Consider the following 16,229-nt stretch of genomic DNA (forward strand, 5'->3'; position numbering starts at 1 on the left):
GCCTTAAGCCAGATTCTTCGTCCGCCGGAGGCGGAATCAGAATGACAATTCCCAAGTCGTCGTGTTGATAGTCATTCGGCCCGTCTGCTTGCTCTGGGCCGTTCAACCGTCTACTATCCCTTCGTTCCGCTATGTTCCACGGGGGGGAGGTATCTGCTATGTATGTCGCTGCAATTGTTTTGGCGATTGCCCTTGCAGGCACGCTGTATTTCGACCACGCGGGCAAGCCCGTGATTTCCGGGGTCTGCAAGATGATTGCATCCACCGCATTCATGGCAGCGGCGTGGATCGGCGGGGCGATGGACTCGTTCTACGGCAAGGCCATCTTTGTGGGTCTCTTTCTATCGTGGTGGGGCGACCTCCTGCTCATCTTCAAGGACAAGCGGCCCTTTCTGGCTGGTCTGGTGGCGTTTCTCGCGGCGCACCTTGCGTATATCGCCGCGTTCTTTGGACGAGGCGTCCATCCGTTTGGCGCGGCCATGGCGGTTGTCGTTCTCATGCCGTTCGTGTGGATCATCGTCCGCTGGCTGAAGCCGCATCTGTCCACCGAAATGAAAGGGCCGGTTTACGCCTACATGGTGGTCATTTCGTCCATGTTGGTGTTGTCGGTGGGAGCATGGCGCGCGGGCGGCGCGTTGTTGATCCCGTGCGGTGCGCTTGCTTTCTACCTTTCGGATCTGTCGGTCGCCAAGGAGCGCTTCGTGTCTCCCGGGTACCTGAACCGCCTGTGGGGGTTGCCCATGTATTTCCTGGGGCAGATCCTCCTGGCCTTCAGCATCGCTTCGAGCACATAAAAAGCTACTTCAACCAGCGATCCAGCCACGCAATCGCGTCGTCCTGTGCGGGCACCTTGAACGAATGAGGTTCGTCATAGTACTTGCACAGAAAGTGGTCGCGCGCCCCCATCTTTTCGTAGACCTCGGCGAGCTTGTGCTCGGCATCCCCCATGCCCTGAAGCGTAAACAGGATATCCTTGTTGCAGTTGATAACCATGAGCGGCCTGGGCGCATTGAGCGAAGCAACGTCGGGCAAATCCAAGAAGGCGAGCTGCCGCGGCACATAGATCATCCACGTGTGCCATTCCAGATGATCGAAAAGCAGCGAACGGTACGTGGTCATCCACCCGGCGACAACACCGCACGCAATGCGCGGATCCAGTCCAAGCAGGTGCGCGCTGCGAAATCCGCCGATGGACAGGCCGACGCATCCAATCCGGTTCCCATCAACTTCCGGGCGCGAGAGCAGATAGTCCACGCTCGCGCGATCTCCCTGGAACAGAATACCGGGCCACGTGGCGCCGGAATCGAAGATAGTCTTCGCGACAATCGCCTCGTGCCGGTTCGCCATTTCGTTGAAGGCCGCAATATAGGCGTCGCTGCCTTGAGGGTGTTTCTGCAGCTCGGCAGTGAACTTTTCGGGCAACTGGCCGGGATCGAGCCGCTGAGAACCAAAATAGAATCCGTCGGGTACCAAAACCACGTACCCGCGACGGGCAAGTTCATCGGCAAAAGCACGCCCTCCATAAGCAGTCTCGATATGCTTCAACAAGATGCCGGGGGCGTCTTCCGTTTCGGTAATCTTCTCCTTGCCAAAGTAGTAGAAGCCGCCATGATCGTGTATGGCGATTACCGCGGGCGCAGGCCCAGTCAGCCCGTCGGGTATGAGCAGGAATGCCTCGGTGCTCCGGTCCTTTGTCACAAGAAATCGAACACGAAGCCGGGTGTAGCCCTGCTTGTGGACTGTCTCGATCACTTCTTCGGAGGGGGCTACGGGCTCAGGACTATAGGAAAGCAGCTCCAGCATTTTCGCCCGGCCTTGCGCGCGCCAAGCCTCCGTGTCGGGCCAAGGCCGGGAGAGATAGGACAACGAACAGGGCGAAGCTTCTGCATATGACCTGAGGAACGGGTAGAGATTACCGACGTGGCTTCGCTCGTCACCTGCGGCAAGAGAAAACATCATAGGCACGGCAGCCAGCATATACACACTCATTTCGGATTCCCCTTCCCGCATGCATTGCGAACCGACCCGCACGCAAAATCGCACAAACACCCGCCGGCAAGTACATCCAATTCTAAGTTGCGTACCCAAACCTATCAAGATTTTGGGGCTTTGCGCATGAATCGCGAGTCTCAAAATTGCAGCGAATGTGGTCGAGTCAACAACGCGAGGGATTTCGATCTACAATCATCAATAGGTGGCCATACTTATCGGGAAATGCGCATGAACCGTTTGCCGCGTACTGTCGTTGTCCTCGGAGTTGCGAGCCTCTTCACGGACATGTCGAGCGAGATGATCTACCCCTTGCTCCCCTTGTTCCTCACGACGACGTTGGGCGCATCGGCGCTGGCGTTGGGCGTAATCGAAGGCATCGCGGAAACCACCGCGTCCGTGCTCAAGATCGCATCCGGATACTGGACAGATCGCGTCGCAAAACGAAAGCCCTTTATCTTGGCCGGATACGGTCTCGCGGGGATTGTCCGGCCGCTCATCGGCTTGGCCGCGGGCTGGCCTTTTGTACTGACGATGCGCTTCCTCGACCGCATAGGTAAAGGTTTGCGCACGTCTCCGCGCGACGCGCTTATCGCCGATTCTGCGGAGCCCGGCCGCCGTGGGCAAGCATACGGTTTCCATCGGAGCATGGACCACGCGGGCGCGGTGTTGGGTCCGCTCATTGCCGCGGCGTTGCTCACCTTCGCCGGGTTCTCGCTGAGAACGGTCTTCTTGCTCGCTGCCATTCCTGCTGCCATCGTCCTTGTTGTGTTGATAGTGGGCGTGAAGGAAAACCCATCGATTGCCCCTCGCGAGCGAAAGACTACAGAGGGCGAGGCGTCCTGGGGTTTGTTTGACCGCAACTTCCGACTCTATCTCGCGGCGCTGCTAGTGTTCACGCTCGGAAATTCCACCGACGCCTTCATACTTCTGCGCCTATCCAACTCCGGAGTGCCCGAGGCGTGGATAGCGATACTCTGGGCGCTGCATCACATCGTGAAGATGGTGTTTGCCTACGCTGGCGGAACGGTCTCGGATACGCTGGGCCGCCGCCGGGTCATTCTGCTCGGATGGTTCGTGTACGCGCTCGTGTACTTGGCGTTCGGCATGCTGACTTCTCCCCTGCTGCTCGTCGGGGTCTTTCTGGTCTACGGACTGTACTTTGGTTTGACGGAGCCGTGCGAGAAGGCGTGGGTGGCAGACCTCGCGCCCGCTCAGGCACGCGGCGCAGCTTTGGGATGGTACAACGGCATCGTCGGAATAGCCGCGCTTCCGGCCAGTCTGCTTTTTGGATTCATTTGGGACCGGTTTGGGATTTTCGAAGCGTTTGCCACCGGCGCCGGTTTTGCGCTTTGCGCGTCGATCCTGCTGCTGTTCGTACGGGATGGCACTCGCGAGCCCGCTCGTTCATGAACGGATTGCGCCCTCGACTGAAAGGTATCAAGGTGATATCGTAGCCGCGTGTGTCTTTGTTCTCTGCAACAAACCATGTCGTAATGACCCAGTTATTTTGGGCCTTGGAAGATCGTTCCCATGAAAACACAATTCCGAGCTTCCCTACTCTTGCTCTGTTCGCTTCTGGCGTTAGTCGGTTTAACGGCTCAGGCGTACGCAGCCAACACGGCTGTCGTGCCTATTGCCGGAACCAGCGAGAAGTGGCAGGCCCGCCATAACGCCATGAACGAACGCGTGAAGCAAGGCAATGTAGACCTGATCTTCATCGGCGATTCAATCGTCCAGAACTGGGAGAAGCAGGGCAAGCCCGTTTGGGACGAGTACTACGGCGACCGCAACGCCGTGAATCTTGGCATCAGCGGCGACCGCACGGAGCACGTGCTATGGCGGCTCGATCACGGCAACATCGACGGCATTGCTCCCAAACTTGCCATTGTGATGATCGGGCAGAATAACGGAAGCACCAACACCGGAGAAGAGATCGGAGAAGGTGTGACCGCCGTTGTGAACAAACTGCGGGAGAAGCTGCCCAGCACCAAGATTTTGCTGTTGGCGATCTTTCCGCGCCACGAGAAACCCGATGCGGAACGCGATATTCTCGCCAAAGCGAACGAGATCGCGTCGAAAACCGCCGATGGCAAGAACGTCTTCTATCTGGACGTGAACCGTATCTATCTCCAACCTGACGGTTCCCTGCCGAGTTCCTTGTTGCCCGACTTCGAACATCCAAACGAACAGGGGCATCGGTTGTGGGCAGAGGCCATCGAGCCCAAAGTCGCCGAGCTCATGGGAGATATCGCGGAGGGTAAAGCACCCAAAGGCTATACGGCCCTGTTCAACGGAAACGATCTCACGGGCTGGAAAGGCCTCGTTGAAAATCCCGAGAAACGCGCCTCGATGACGCCACAAGAGTTGGCCGACGCTCAAGCCAAAGCGGACGAGAGCATGCGGGCGCACTGGTCCGTTGTGGATCGCGTCATCAATTTCGACGGCCAAGGCGAAGCCCTGTGCACCGGGCGCGACTACGCGGACTTCGACATGTTGGTGAGTTGGAAGATCGAGGAAGGCGGCGACAGCGGCATCTATCTTCGAGGAAGTCCCCAAGTACAGATCTGGGATTTCAACAAGAATCCGGCCGGATCGGGTGGTCTGTACAACAACCAGAAGGGAGCGCACGACCCGCTGGTTGTCGCGGACAATCCGATTGGCGAGTGGAACACGTTTCGCATCACAATGATTGGCGAGAAAGTGAGCGTGTGGCTTAATGACAAACTGGTGGTCGATGGCGTAGTGCTTGAGAATTACTGGAATCGGGAGAAGCCTATCTATCCTTCCGGCCAGATCGAACTTCAGAATCACGGCTCGCACTTGTGGTTCAAAGACGTCTTCATTCGAGAGATTCCGCGCAACTAGCCGGCAGCGTTCGGCAAGTGTCTTTTGTATCATGTGAAGTCAAGACGGTGTAGAATGCCACGGGCAGTCAACGTGAACCTTTAGGCGGGGAGTAGACTCATGGACACGAAGCGCGCAGTGACTCGCAGGCAGTTTCTTTCGGGGGCGACGAAACTTGGCGCAGCCGCCATCGTCGCGCCGAACATCATCACCAGCGGAGCCTTGGCGGCCCAGGGACGCCGCGGCGCCAACGACAAAGTACAGGTTGCGTACATCGCAATCGGCCGGCGCGCGAGTCAGTTGCGGAGTCTGCCCCAAGACACCAAGGTCGTCGCGCTGGCGGACGTGAATCCGAAGCGCCTCGAAGAGTGGCAAGGGAAGTACTACAAGGACGCAAAGCTTTATCCCGATTATCGCGAACTGCTCGCTTCCGATGAGGTCGACGCGGTCGTAATCGCGTCTCCCGATCATTGGCACGGTCTGCACACGGTGCATGCGTGTCAGGCGGGCAAAGACGTCTACATCGAAAAGCCGCTGAGTCTCACCGTGCACGAGGGCCGCGCGATGGTCGATGCGGCGCGCAAGCATGAGCGAATCGTGCAGACCGGCAGCCAACAACGCAGCCTGAGCACCTGCCAAACGGGAACGCGCATGGTTCGCGAAGGGGCATTCGGGAAGATAAGCGTGGTGCATGGCGCGAACTATCCGAGTCCGTGGGAATGCGATTTGCCTGAAGAGCCGGTGCCGGATGGGCTGAATTGGGATATGTGGTGCGGCCAGACGCAGCCTCGCGCTTATCACACCGACCTCTACCTGCCGCGCGCGGAAGGACGCACGTATCCCGACGGACGGCCCTACGGCTGGATCTCGTACACCCCCTATTCGGGCGGTGAGATGACCGGTTGGGGAGCGCACGGACTGGACATCATTCTATGGGCGTTGGGCGAAAAAGGGCCGGTCGAAGTGTGGCCGGAACTTGAAGGCGATTCGGGACCCATCATCTACATCGGCAAACCGCTCGATCCGGAAAAGTCGAAGGCGTGGGTCGAAGGCAAGCGCCTCACATGCCCTGTGAACTTCAAATTTGCCAGCGGAATCATTGTGAAGCTCGATGGCAAAGGCCCTGGCGGAGGCGCGATATTCGAGGGCGAGGGCGCGTCGATTATGATCGACCGCGGCAAATACGCCATCAAGAAAGGCGACGCGGAACCGGAGATGCATACGGAACCTGGCGGGGTCGATGATACCGCCTTGCACCTTAAGAATTGGATCGAGTGCATTCGTTCGCGCGAACGCTCCGTGGCCGATGTGGAGACGGGACACCTCGCGGCAAACATGTGTCACGTCGGCAATATCGCGCGGTGGGTTGGAAAGAAACTCACGTGGAATCCGGATACGGAACGGTTCGCCGAAGAAGAGGCCAACGCGTTCTTGAAACGCCCCATGCGCGAACCGTGGGTGATTTGACCGCTCTGCTTATTCTTCGGGAAACGATACTTCTGCGTCCCGCGCCGCATGCAGCACGCGAATGATTTCGATTGTGTGCGTGCCCGTCTCGCGGTAGTAGATCACGTACCTCGCAATCGGAAAACTGCGCAGACCTTGCGTGATCTCGTTTCGATTCCTGCCTATGGATGGGTTCTGCGAGAGCATTCGGCACTGTTGCAGAAGACGCGTTATGAATCGCTCCGCCGCGCGAGGTTTGTCTGATGCGATGAAGTCGCGGATGGACTCAATATCATTTGCCGCTTGGCGCGATAGTGAGAAACTACTCGTATACGACATTCGACTGCTCTGCTACACGGGCGCGCAAGTGTTCAAAAAACGCCTCTCCATCCAGTGTTTCACCCCGGTCCGCCTGTTCGATGCCTATGGCGATTTCTTTTCGGAGAGACTCGAGCTTGATGGCCTGAAGCTGATCGTGATCTTGGAGCAAGCGCAGGGCCTCGCGCATGACTTCGCTCGCAGAAGAATACCGCCCCGACGCCACCTTTTCTTGGATGTATGCTTCGAGTTCAGGAGTGAGCGACACGTTCATGGCTGGACCCTCTTCAATAGGAGCGCCTGCCCCGAAGGCAGGCGCTTTAACCGACACTTCCCGATTTCAGCGTAGCATACTTTGCTATTTTTTGCTATTCCTTGCTACAAATCGCACCAATTTGGAACGACTACCTATTTCCAGAAGTAATGCCATGCATACTCCAGTACCGCCGGCTGTCGCGGCTGCAACGTAGCCTTCCACGTAATCTCGCCGCGTCCATTCAACCAGACATATGGCCAGGAACCGCGTGTACTGGAAGGGTCGGCATCCTCAATGGCGTTCACCTTCCGGATCTTGCCGTCCTGACCCGCCGAATCAATCTCTCCGTAAAGGTGGCGCGTGACCTCGACCTCGACCGGCTCGCTTCGGAGGCTAAACAGCGTAAGCTTTCCGGACAGGGCAATGCGCTGGAATTGCTGCCCCATCCATTGGGTCGCGTTTGGCGTCCGGCCTGACTCCTGATCGTCGAGGGCAACCTGTATGTCGACAGCTTTGGTTACATCCAGATCGACCTCCGCGCCGACGGCCGCATAGGTCATCATCGACTGCGCGAGCACGGTCCCTTCCTGGAGCAACAGGGCCGGGGCAGTCGTGAAGGGATGGGGTCCAGCATTCGTGAGACGTATCCGGTGCATGACCCTGGGCTCCTTGAGTGCGTGCGCAATTTGCGCGGATGCGTCGTCCGAAACAGACGGACCGTTCTCGGTCGTATATCCGACCGGAATATCCAGCGCGTAGACGTCCCTGTACGCAGCGTCGTATTCGGCAATGCGCATAACCATGCGCTCACCGCGCTTCAGAGTGACTCCAGTTGCCCGAAACACAAAGAGCTCTTCGCGCTGGTCTGCAGCACCAACTTCCGGGCCGAGATTGACGGCGCCACCCGCCGTCGAACTCTCCGGATTGAAGCCGCCATTGCCGCTGACCTGAGTCATGAGCACGTTGTTCGAGAAAGTATTGGAAGTGTTGCTGAACAGGTTCCCGCCTTCCGTTGAAGCCACTACTCGCACCGCAAGCGACTGAAGCGCCATGGGATCCGTCTCGTTTGCGAACTTTATCGAGGGCACGCCGACTACGAAGTTGACGTTCGCATTCTCCAGATCCGTGAGTTCGTTGACGAGCGTCCCCTGCAAAATGAGACGAGCTTTGCCTGCTCCATCCAGTTCGATTTTATAGCTGGGAATCCAGCGCAGGCCCCTTTGAAAATACACCATGCCCACGCGTGCCTCGGGTGCAGGCGCAGCGCCGCCCCAATCCAGCTTGAGCACAAGCCGATTGCGAATCTCGTCTTCCTTTATCGTCTTAACCGGATCGCGGAGGAAGACCACGTCGCGGATCCGCTCGAGCGGCAGCACCTTCGTGCCTGCCTCGGTTTTTAGGAAGACTACGTCTCCCTTTACTGGCTGCGGCACTGCGGTACCCGGCGGGTTTGTCCGCTCCATCTCCTCAGAACTGCGAACCGGGAGACCTTGAATCGTGGCACGATACGAAAGTCCGTCCTGTTCGGTAATCGTGCAGTCCTGATTGGGATTGGCCTCGATGAGTTGCCTCAACTGCAGCGCGGTCCGCTCAATGGTCACATGCCGTTGCGCGGCCACAACCGCTTTGAGTGTTGCTCCCTCCTGCAAACAGGCGCTCCAAAACGTCCCAAGTACGGGCGTGGGCAGGTAGTCAAGAGCGACGTTGCCGTCGCTATCGGTCTTCACCACACCCTCGTGCGCGACAAAAGCGTGACCGTCTTTGAACACGGTCACTTCCGTGACCGGTATGGTGGCTGGATCATCGCCCGCTACCGCCGCAAGCGCGACGCCCATAAGCGTCAATGGCCTCAAAAGCCGCATAACCATATCGAATATCCTCCGAAGTGTTTCTGGAAAGTCTGGCTTCAATGTACCTGCTCGCGTGACGTGATGTGTCAGAAATATGCAAAAGATCCGTCGCGAAATAGTCACAACTCGACATGCGCACACTCACTTCAAGCGCTGTGATATCATGCCTATCTCCACTTGAAAAGAGAAAGGCACTGTAATGATTAAGAAGATTCGCTGGGGCATCTTAGGAACCGGTTCTATTGCACATCAGTTCGCGCGAGGACTGCGCGCAGCTGAAGGCGCGGAACTCAGCGCGGTGGGTTCCCGTGCCGCGAAAACGGCTGAGGCGTTCGGGAACGAATTCGACATCCCGCGCAGGCACGCCACGTACGAAGCCTTGGCAAGTGACCCCGAAGTGGACGCGATTTACGTAGCCACGCCGCATCCAATGCATAAGGAATGCACGCTTCTTTCGCTCAATCACGGCAAGGCCGTGCTATGCGAGAAGCCGTTCGCGGTAAACGTGCGCGAGGCGGCGGAGATGGTGAAGACGGCCCGCGACAAGAAACTGTTTCTTATGGAAGCAATGTGGACGCGGTTCATTCCCGTTGTGGTGAAAGCCCGCGAATGGGTGCGCCAAGGGAAGATCGGCGAAGTGCGCATGCTCCAGTCGGACTTTGGATTTCGCGCGGGATGGGACGAAACAAGCCGCTTGCTGGACCCGAAGTTTGCGGGAGGCGCGCTGCTTGACGTCGGCATCTACCCGATTGCGCTCGCCTATTTCTTCCTGGGCGGCGGACCACAGCGCATCGTCAGCACCGCCACGCTGGGTGACACCGGCGTTGACGAGCAAAACGCCATTGTCTTCGAGTATGCCTCGGGCGCGCTGGCGCTGCTGTCGTCGGCCGTGCGCACCAATACGCAGCAGGAGGCCTTCATTCTCGGGACCGAGGGCAATATCAAGTTGCATGCCCCGTTCTGGAAAGCCACCAAGGCCACACTGACCGTAGACGGCAAAGGCGAAGAAACGTGCGAGATTCCGCATAAGGGAAACGGCTACGAATACGAAGCGGAAGAAGTCATGCAGTGCATGCGCGCGGGAAGGCTCGAGAGTCCGGTGATTCCGTTGGATGAAACGCTCGCCATGATGGAAACGATGGACGCCATCCGCGCGCAATGGGGTATGAAGTATCCATTCGAGTAAGATGATGTCACAAAAATGGATCAACCGCGGCCGCCGGGTGGCAGCACGCGTACGAGCGCGAGTTGCGCGGAAGGTGCGCAGGTTGGTTCGCGATAGACTTGGAGTTGGGGGACATTGCATGCAATACGGTACCGTTTCCGGTGTCACGAAACCTGTTTCACGCCTCGTTCAAGGTACGGTAATGGTCGGTTCCGCGGAGCCGGACATGTACATGCCGTTGCTCGACGATGTGTTCGAGCAGGGCTGCAACACGTTCGACACGGCGCACATTTACAACGGCGGCGAGAACGAGCGAGGTGTGGGACGTTGGGTGAACTCGCGCGGCATTCGCGACAAGGTGGTCATCATCGGCAAAGGGGCGCATCACAACCCCGACCGCAAACGCGTGACGCCCTACGACATTACCGCGGACATCTGCGATTCGCTGGCGCGATTCAAGTTCGACTACATCGATCTGTATTTGCTGCACCGGGATGATCCAAGCGTGCCGGTGGGGCCCATTGTCGAAACGCTGAATGAGCATATGAAAGCGGGCCGCATTCACGCGTTTGGCGGATCGAACTGGAGCGCGGCACGCGTTCGCGAGGCCAATACGTACGCCGCCGAACATGGCCCTACACCCTTTGTTGCCAGCAGCCCGCAATTCAGCCTTGTCGAGATGATCCAAGAACCGTGGGAAGGGTGCATCAGTATCGGTGGCCCGAAGTCCGTTTCGGACCGTGCGTGGTATCGCGAACAAGGCCTGCACTTGTTCACGTGGTCGGCGCTTGCGGGCGGGTTCCTTTCAGGCCGGCTGACGCGCGCAAACGCAAGCGAGCACGCAGAGACGCTGTATCACCAGTCGTACATGTCGCCTGCGAATCTTGACCGGCTGGATCGCGCTTTCGAACTGGCGAAAAAGAAGGGCATCACGGTGCCGCAACTTGCCCTCGCCTGGCTGTTAAATCAGCCGCTGAATCTCTTTCCGCTTGTGGCAGCGTACTCCGGCGAAGAATTCCGAATGTTATCGAAGGCGCTGGAAATTAAGCTTACCGAAGAAGAGCTTGCGTGGCTGGAAGGGTCGGCCTAGATGAAAGGTCTCGGGCATGTCCTGGCTTAAGCGGCGACGCCGCGATCGGCTCCGCCGGCAACCCTTTCCGCCCGAGTGGGAGGACATCCTCTCGCACAACGTGCTCTACTATTCGCTACTGCCCGATAATGTGAAAGCCGAGTTGCGCGGACATGTCCAGGTGCTGATCGCAGAGAAGAACTGGGAAGGCTGCGGCGGTCTAGAAATGACCGACGAGATCAAAGTCACTGTCGCTGGGCAGGCGGCAGTGCTCTTGTTGCACCGCGAAACCGACTACTTCCCGGAATTACGGTCCATACTCGTCTATCCGGAGGCATTTGTCGCGCCGACCGTCGAAGAGAATCTCGGCGACGAGTTCGTGGAAGGCGAAGACGTTCACTACGGCCAATCGTGGGATTGGGGCACGGTGGTGTTGTCGTGGCGGCACGCGCTGCGCGGCACACGAAATCGCGACGACGGCAACAACCTGATTCTTCATGAGTTCGCGCACCAACTCGATCACGAGGACGGCGTCACAAACGGCACCCCATTGCTGGACGACGAAGATGCGCAGGCCGAATGGGGGCGCGTGTTATCCGGCGAGTTCGAGCAACTCTGGCGCGACGTGGAACAGAATCGCCGCACCCTCATCGACGATTACGGCGCAACCGACCCTTCCGAATTCTTCGCGGTCGTCACCGAGTGCTTCTTCGAACGCCCGCATGCCTTGCAGAAACGCCATCCAGAACTCTACGACGTGCTGCGCCAGTTCTACCGGCAAGATCCGGCAGCGCTGAGAGATTCAGCGGGGAAATGAACCTGTCGGGCGGTCTCAGAGTGAAGAATTGGTTGCAGCAAAACCTTGCGCGAACCAATAAGAACCAATAAGCACCGGACTGACCAGATAAGTCGAACAGGACTACTCGGAAACCTGTCCGCGAAAAAGCTGAAGAACCGCTTCAATTACCATTTGAAACACATCCAACCGTAAATGGCCGAGGTTTGCAACGCACAGATCTTGATGTGCCGTGAACAATTTGCCGGGCCGCGCAAAACTTGACCTGTGGAGAGAACCTTCTCCGAAACAGTCCTGTGTCAACGGTATGGCCCTCGCGTCCCCGTACTCGACACTTGTGATTTGACAGAGTATCCAGTCACCGCGCCCGACGTCCGCAAGTGCCAATGCTGGTCGCAGTTTGGACCCGGATAAGTCGGAGAAAGGGAACGGCACAAGAACTACCGAGCCTGCTGCAAGTGGGCCCATGCGGCATCCTCTTCTGGTCGATTCCAATCGTACGCCAGCGCGTGTTCGCTTGCTATAGCGCACTCCAAGTAAGTCGCATCTGGAACATCGTTCAGTATTGTGACGAGGGCGCGTCGTTTCCCTGGCAATTCAACCGCTTCGAGAAGGCGCACGTTTCCGCGTTCATCAATCACTGCTTCGAAGGTGCGAACCATATCTTATCCTCCAACTTGCCCCACGCCTGCGTCGATGAATACCTTCAGCAACTCCGGATGGAAATGCGCGCCGGATTCGGATTGCAGGTAATCAAGCACGGATTCGTGGCTGTGGACTTCCTTGCGGTAGTGGCGGACACTGGTCATGGCGCAGTACACATCAAGGATGTGGGCCGCTTGCGCCAAGTACGGTATCTCGTCGCCTTCAAGGCCGTTGGGATATCCGTTGCCGTCCCAGCGCTCGTGGTGATAGTGGACGATGTCTTCGATATCGGCGATGGCCGGCGTGTCGCGCACAACTTCGGCGCCCGTCACGGAATGCTTGTAGATGGTTTCCCATTCGTCGTGGGTCAATAGATCGTACTTGAGCAGAATGCGGTTCGGGATGCGCAGCTTGCCAATATCGCGCAGCAAAGCACCGCGCTCGAGCGTCGCTTGATCCTTCACGGATAGCTTGAGGGCCTTCGCAAACCGCGTTGCGTGTTCCTTCACCCGCAGCGACGATCCCGGCGCCAACTCTTCGCGGCTGTCGATGGCCGTTGCAAGGAGATAGAGCAAATCTTCCTGCCGCGTTGCCAACGCGTCGGCTATGGAAACCGTCAGCGATGCCTTGGCATCGTCGGCCACGGCGACCACGACCGCGGGCGGGATCTTGGCCTTGGAAGCCACCTTCACCAACTCGATTTCTTTGCCCTTAACGGCCTTCGCCAATTCCTCGGACGCCTTCGCCTCTTTCCCACCGATTACCGCAATCCGCTTCAGCATAGGTTTCTCCCCAGTTGATCGACACCCATACTATTCCGGTCGCCGCGCGGAGGCAAATGGAATGTTGCGCGCGGCCAGCGAATACTAGCCGACACAGATTACGGGGCAGCCCTATCTCACTTTCGAGTCTCGTGAACACTTCTTATTTATAGGCGCGAGTTCGTTGCATTGCCTAAAGAGAGGGACTTGTCAACAAGGATACACAGGATATCCAGGATGAGGCCGGGGAACAGAAGACCGCTCGGAAAACGAGGGAGTTGCGGGACGGGGTGGTCTTCCTGTCGAAACGGGCGGAGCGGCAACACGTGTCGCGCTTTACGATGCGTCTCGGGGATTCCTTAAGAGCAGGTAGATCTCCAGGTTATCGCTCTTCGCAATGTAGACTCCGGCGGACTCGGAGATCTTTAGGGCGATGCTGCTCACGTAATAGGCAAACTCTTCGTCATCTACTGGTGCAAAGCCTTCCTTCAGATACGGTAAGCCGAAACGCTCACCGATGATTTTGACATTGGCGCTTTCACGGCTGATGTTCGCCGGTATGCTGGGATTGTTCCAGGCCCATTCCCAATTATTGTACTCGCGGCTCACACTACCGACAGCTTGGATGTCGAACGCAAGTGCGGGTTTCCCTGGCCGATTGAAGTGGATAACGCCTGTGTCAAAATCGATATCGTAACTACTAACGCCTTTCAAGTACTTGGATTCCAGTTCCTCTTGTTTTGCCATGTATTCTGCTTTGCAGACAGCGAGATATTCCTCCGCTTCTTTCGACAGCGGCGCGCCGAACATGGGAGTATCGGCGGGAGCCTGCTGAGTGGCCCGTTCGCATGAAAAGGCTAATAGCACAGGCAGGATAGCCGTAATCGCGTTGCGCCGTAGCGCCATGAGTCCCCCCTCACCTCTGGGAATCACGAATGACAGAATACTCGTTTGATAGTAGCGCATATGGGCATAATTTTCAATTGGAGGGCACTCTGGACTCTAATGATCCATGCGCAAATGCAACGGGGCGATGTACACGACTGTGCCATGATCACACTGCCCAGATATGTGCGCGTGTTTGATGCACTGAAGAAAGGGGAAGGACTTTATACAAGGATGTACAGGATATTCAGGATGAGGCCGGGGAAGTGAAGGTTGCGAGCGAATCGAGAAATCTATGGTTTCGGGAGCCAGGAGGCGCAGTAGTCTTCGGGTAGGCGGACCACTTCGAAAAGAGCGGCGACGAGTGTGGCGCCGTTTTCGGTGAGCTGATTGGGATTGACGAACTCCCACGCGATACGGTGGTCCGGGGTCACTTCGAGGGCGCGCCCATTGTCGGTTTCGGTGATGAGGGTATTGCCGTTCGGGAGGCGCGCACTTGAGCCGCACCATTCCGAGTAGAACGGGGGATCGCCGTCGCCGGGGTATTGCCATACAACTTCTTGGGTGAGTGGATTCACTTCCAACACGCGGGAATGGGTGACTGCGCCGCGATTGTCGAAGACGAGGATGTTTCCGTTGTCCAACAGTTCCGGTTGGTGCTGGGCGTGCCACATTCCGGTCATGACCCACGGCACGGTTTGTCGTTCGATGTCTATCACCGCAACGGCGTCGAGACCTAGAACCGAAACCAACACATTCCCCGCGGCAAATGCCGGACCCAGATTCGTGTGCGAACCCGAAAGTACGGTCAGGGTATTCACATGAAGCAGATCGCCTTCTTTCGGCAACCGCTTCAGCAACGGCGCATAGGCGGAATTGCGGAAACAGTCCAACATGCTGACTCGCTTTTTCTCCTGACCTTTTGCATCGAGCACGGCAATGGAGTTGTCGATATAGCGATACTCGGCCTGGAGCCACGAAGGCTGCACGAGTTCGCTCGTCAGCACGTAGATGTCGCCGCTGGGCGTCATGAACACGTCGTGATGACATCCCCCTCGATAGGACCACAAGAGGTTGGAGTCTTTGTCCACCTTGATAAGGCCAATCCCCTCGAAGATCGCCAGCAGGTCGCCGTTCGGGTAGAGGTAGGCGCGGCGCCAGTATTGCAGCGACGCCTCGCGCACGTAGTCGGGCCGGGATGAAACAGGCCACACAGACGCGAATTCGCGGCGCCACGTGTGGAGCACGCGGCCGTCCATATCCATGAGCACGGCCTCGGGCGCGTGACCGGAGGTGTACAGGTTGAGTCCCTTGCTCGCAAGATCCGTGTCGTGCAACGTCACGCCGGACGTCTCGGTGGCGGGCTTCGATGCCTGTAGGTAGCCGATTGAAAGTATGGCCTCGTCGTCCGGTGTCGCCGTTGCCGCCGTCCTCAAGGGGAACATATCACCGCGCGGAGTGGCGGCAGGCGCCTGATTATTGCCAAGCAGCTTCGACGCCGTCTCGCGTACCATCGAACGCCATGTCAGCGGAATCAGTCCGTTGCGGTGGCTCATGTAACCGAGCACAAACGCGGCTGCCAATGCGACGCCCACTAGAAAGGCGATTGCTATACGTTTGCCCATTCAGACTCCCACGGCGAATTCCGGAATTGGCCGGACTCTGCGCAACGCGTTGCGGTCATACGCGACTCCGCGCGCCGACGCCCGACCGATAATGCATCAAAGCAGCACCGCAAAGCCACGGTCAGGGCGATGACGATCGACAGATGTCGGGCACGAACACCGGCTCGCGTGAACAGATCCCATATATATGCGCGAAGTCGTTGCACTAGGAATCGGAAGAATCTTTAACAAGGATGTACAGGATTCACAGGATGGGAAGAGGAGATTTACCGCGAAAGATCGCAAAGTGCTCATAGGTCTATCGTACGAACCTGAAAGTTCCGGGGAACGGGCGGATTGAGAGACCCTGACACATCCGCAATTCAAGTTCTGCTTCTTGGTTTTCAACTCTAAATGGACAGGATTCACATGATGAACAAGATGGGAATTGGACAACGCGACTCGTCCCTTCCTAACCGAGTGCAACGAACCCGCGCATATCTATAGGAGGCAACACTTGAAGAAAGACAAATTTCACTCCAGAGAAACACGGCTCTCTTCCTTCCATGTATCTTCTCCGGCAAGCACAACGGGTACT

15 protein-coding genes and 1 pseudogene are annotated in these 16,229 nt (G+C 57.5%); 8 read left to right on the forward strand and 8 right to left on the reverse strand.

Features of this window, described 5'->3' with window-relative positions:
• The first annotated feature begins 158 nt into the window (after window positions 1-158).
• On the forward strand, window positions 159-794 hold the full coding sequence (locus K1Y02_09675) for a lysoplasmalogenase (GenBank protein ID MBX7256618.1): 636 nt from the start codon (window positions 159-161) through the stop codon (window positions 792-794).
• A 4-nt stretch (window positions 795-798) separates the two neighbouring features.
• On the opposite strand, the gene K1Y02_09680 is transcribed toward K1Y02_09675, so the two are convergent.
• On the reverse strand, window positions 799-2,010 hold the full coding sequence (locus tag K1Y02_09680; GenBank protein MBX7256619.1) for a dienelactone hydrolase family protein: 1,212 nt from the start codon (window positions 2,008-2,010) through the stop codon (window positions 799-801).
• Window positions 2,011-2,220: 210 nt separating this feature from the next.
• Between K1Y02_09680 and K1Y02_09685 the strand changes: the two genes are divergently transcribed.
• The 4 genes and pseudogenes from K1Y02_09685 to K1Y02_09700 all read left to right on the forward strand — a co-directional run bounded on the left by K1Y02_09685 (window position 2,221) and on the right by K1Y02_09700 (window position 6,303).
• A complete protein-coding gene (locus K1Y02_09685) occupies window positions 2,221-3,402 on the forward strand; it encodes an MFS transporter (GenBank protein ID MBX7256620.1) in 1,182 nt (393 codons plus the stop codon).
• A gap of 120 nt (window positions 3,403-3,522) precedes the next feature.
• Window positions 3,523-4,245 (forward strand): annotated as a pseudogene (locus tag K1Y02_09690) (GDSL family lipase).
• Window positions 4,231-4,857 (forward strand): DUF1080 domain-containing protein, encoded by a 627-nt coding sequence (locus K1Y02_09695; GenBank protein ID MBX7256621.1) that lies wholly within the window; start codon window positions 4,231-4,233, stop codon window positions 4,855-4,857. Before K1Y02_09690 ends, K1Y02_09695 begins: the two are co-directional and overlap by 15 nt.
• Before the next feature lie 99 nt (window positions 4,858-4,956).
• Window positions 4,957-6,303 (forward strand): Gfo/Idh/MocA family oxidoreductase, encoded by a 1,347-nt coding sequence (locus K1Y02_09700; GenBank protein ID MBX7256622.1) that lies wholly within the window; start codon window positions 4,957-4,959, stop codon window positions 6,301-6,303.
• Between the two features lie 9 nt (window positions 6,304-6,312).
• Here the strand turns inward: K1Y02_09700 and K1Y02_09705 are convergent, their stop codons facing one another.
• The 3 genes from K1Y02_09705 to K1Y02_09715 all read right to left on the reverse strand — a co-directional run bounded on the left by K1Y02_09705 (window position 6,313) and on the right by K1Y02_09715 (window position 8,724).
• Window positions 6,313-6,621 carry a type II toxin-antitoxin system RelE/ParE family toxin gene (locus K1Y02_09705; protein MBX7256623.1) on the reverse strand — a complete coding sequence of 103 codons (309 nt, stop codon included), beginning with the start codon at window positions 6,619-6,621 and terminating at the stop codon, window positions 6,313-6,315.
• A complete protein-coding gene (locus tag K1Y02_09710) occupies window positions 6,605-6,874 on the reverse strand; it encodes a type II toxin-antitoxin system ParD family antitoxin (GenBank protein MBX7256624.1) in 270 nt (89 codons plus the stop codon). The genes K1Y02_09705 and K1Y02_09710 overlap by 17 nt, the downstream gene beginning before the upstream one ends.
• A gap of 134 nt (window positions 6,875-7,008) precedes the next feature.
• Window positions 7,009-8,724: a hypothetical protein gene (locus K1Y02_09715; protein ID MBX7256625.1), complete on the reverse strand. Its 1,716-nt coding sequence runs from the start codon at window positions 8,722-8,724 to the stop codon at window positions 7,009-7,011.
• Window positions 8,725-8,905: 181 nt separating this feature from the next.
• On the opposite strand from K1Y02_09715, the gene K1Y02_09720 reads away from it, so the two are divergent.
• The 3 genes from K1Y02_09720 (at window position 8,906) to K1Y02_09730 (ending at window position 11,757) form a co-directional block, all read left to right on the forward strand.
• Entirely contained in the window at window positions 8,906-9,892 is a 987-nt protein-coding gene (locus tag K1Y02_09720; GenBank protein ID MBX7256626.1) for a Gfo/Idh/MocA family oxidoreductase, read from the forward strand.
• Between the two features lie 118 nt (window positions 9,893-10,010).
• Complete coding sequence (locus K1Y02_09725) at window positions 10,011-10,961, forward strand: aldo/keto reductase (GenBank protein MBX7256627.1); 951 nt, start codon at window positions 10,011-10,013, stop codon at window positions 10,959-10,961.
• Window positions 10,962-10,977: 16 nt separating this feature from the next.
• A complete protein-coding gene (locus K1Y02_09730) occupies window positions 10,978-11,757 on the forward strand; it encodes a zinc-dependent peptidase (protein ID MBX7256628.1) in 780 nt (259 codons plus the stop codon).
• Between the two features lie 419 nt (window positions 11,758-12,176).
• Here K1Y02_09730 and K1Y02_09735 read toward each other — a convergent pair whose 3' ends face one another.
• From K1Y02_09735 to K1Y02_09750, 4 genes are all read right to left on the reverse strand, one after another.
• A complete protein-coding gene (locus K1Y02_09735; GenBank protein MBX7256629.1) occupies window positions 12,177-12,398 on the reverse strand; it encodes a hypothetical protein in 222 nt (73 codons plus the stop codon).
• A 3-nt stretch (window positions 12,399-12,401) separates the two neighbouring features.
• On the reverse strand, window positions 12,402-13,163 hold the full coding sequence (locus K1Y02_09740) for an HD domain-containing protein (GenBank protein ID MBX7256630.1): 762 nt from the start codon (window positions 13,161-13,163) through the stop codon (window positions 12,402-12,404).
• A 315-nt stretch (window positions 13,164-13,478) separates the two neighbouring features.
• Window positions 13,479-14,048: a hypothetical protein gene (locus K1Y02_09745; protein MBX7256631.1), complete on the reverse strand. Its 570-nt coding sequence runs from the start codon at window positions 14,046-14,048 to the stop codon at window positions 13,479-13,481.
• A gap of 272 nt (window positions 14,049-14,320) precedes the next feature.
• On the reverse strand, window positions 14,321-15,652 hold the full coding sequence (locus K1Y02_09750) for an arylsulfotransferase family protein (protein ID MBX7256632.1): 1,332 nt from the start codon (window positions 15,650-15,652) through the stop codon (window positions 14,321-14,323).
• Window positions 15,653-16,229: the final 577 nt, after the last annotated feature.

This window comes from Candidatus Hydrogenedentota bacterium, from assembly GCA_019695095.1.
GTDB lineage: Bacteria > Hydrogenedentota > Hydrogenedentia > Hydrogenedentales > SLHB01 > JAIBAQ01.

Excerpts from the sequence above, each read along its gene's own strand:
- K1Y02_09675 (MBX7256618.1), top strand. The coding sequence starts at position 159 with ATGTATGTCGCTGCAATTGTTTTGGCGATTGCCCTTGCAGGCACGCTG.
- K1Y02_09680 (MBX7256619.1), bottom strand. The coding sequence starts at position 2,010 with ATGCGGGAAGGGGAATCCGAAATGAGTGTGTATATGCTGGCTGCCGTG.
- K1Y02_09685 (MBX7256620.1), top strand. The coding sequence starts at position 2,221 with ATGAACCGTTTGCCGCGTACTGTCGTTGTCCTCGGAGTTGCGAGCCTC.
- K1Y02_09695 (MBX7256621.1), top strand. The coding sequence starts at position 4,231 with ATGGGAGATATCGCGGAGGGTAAAGCACCCAAAGGCTATACGGCCCTG.
- K1Y02_09700 (MBX7256622.1), top strand. The coding sequence starts at position 4,957 with ATGGACACGAAGCGCGCAGTGACTCGCAGGCAGTTTCTTTCGGGGGCG.
- K1Y02_09705 (MBX7256623.1), bottom strand. The coding sequence starts at position 6,621 with ATGTCGTATACGAGTAGTTTCTCACTATCGCGCCAAGCGGCAAATGAT.
- K1Y02_09710 (MBX7256624.1), bottom strand. The coding sequence starts at position 6,874 with ATGAACGTGTCGCTCACTCCTGAACTCGAAGCATACATCCAAGAAAAG.
- K1Y02_09715 (MBX7256625.1), bottom strand. The coding sequence starts at position 8,724 with ATGGTTATGCGGCTTTTGAGGCCATTGACGCTTATGGGCGTCGCGCTT.
- K1Y02_09720 (MBX7256626.1), top strand. The coding sequence starts at position 8,906 with ATGATTAAGAAGATTCGCTGGGGCATCTTAGGAACCGGTTCTATTGCA.
- K1Y02_09725 (MBX7256627.1), top strand. The coding sequence starts at position 10,011 with ATGCAATACGGTACCGTTTCCGGTGTCACGAAACCTGTTTCACGCCTC.
- K1Y02_09730 (MBX7256628.1), top strand. The coding sequence starts at position 10,978 with ATGTCCTGGCTTAAGCGGCGACGCCGCGATCGGCTCCGCCGGCAACCC.
- K1Y02_09735 (MBX7256629.1), bottom strand. The coding sequence starts at position 12,398 with ATGGTTCGCACCTTCGAAGCAGTGATTGATGAACGCGGAAACGTGCGC.
- K1Y02_09740 (MBX7256630.1), bottom strand. The coding sequence starts at position 13,163 with ATGCTGAAGCGGATTGCGGTAATCGGTGGGAAAGAGGCGAAGGCGTCC.
- K1Y02_09745 (MBX7256631.1), bottom strand. The coding sequence starts at position 14,048 with ATGGCGCTACGGCGCAACGCGATTACGGCTATCCTGCCTGTGCTATTA.
- K1Y02_09750 (MBX7256632.1), bottom strand. The coding sequence starts at position 15,652 with ATGGGCAAACGTATAGCAATCGCCTTTCTAGTGGGCGTCGCATTGGCA.